The sequence below is a fragment of the Mediterraneibacter sp. 210702-DFI.5.30 genome (genome assembly GCF_020560115.1).
Classification (GTDB): Bacteria; Bacillota; Clostridia; order Lachnospirales; family Lachnospiraceae; genus Mediterraneibacter; species Mediterraneibacter faecis.
On sequence record NZ_JAJCME010000043.1, the window covers coordinates 1 to 351 of the forward strand.

The 351-nt window shown below is 51.0% G+C and carries 1 pseudogene; it reads right to left on the reverse strand.

Annotation, left to right across the window (positions count from 1 at the left end):
• Positions 1 to 351, reverse strand: a pseudogene (locus tag LI126_RS14610) (amidophosphoribosyltransferase); the annotation flags it as partial.

The window sequence follows — 351 nt, forward strand, 5'->3', positions numbered from 1 at the left end:
AGCAGCTCGCCTGGCTGGACATCGCGAATCAGCTTGGCGCCAACGATATCCAAGGCACAGCTTTCACTGGTTACGACATAGGCGCCATTTGGCATCTGACCCAGGCAAAGCGGCCGAATACCATTAGGATCCAAAGCTGCAATCAACCGATCCTTTTGCAGGAACAAGAAGGCAAAGCCCCCCTTGACCATGTTCAGCGTCTTTTTTAAGGCCGGAATAAAGCCCATGTGAATGTTTTGCCGAATCAAGTGAATCAAGATCTCAGTATCTGAATCTGATTGAAAAACGGCACCGTTGTCTTCCAACTTGCGGCGCAGCGTGACGGCATTGGTCAGCTGACCATTGTGTGCC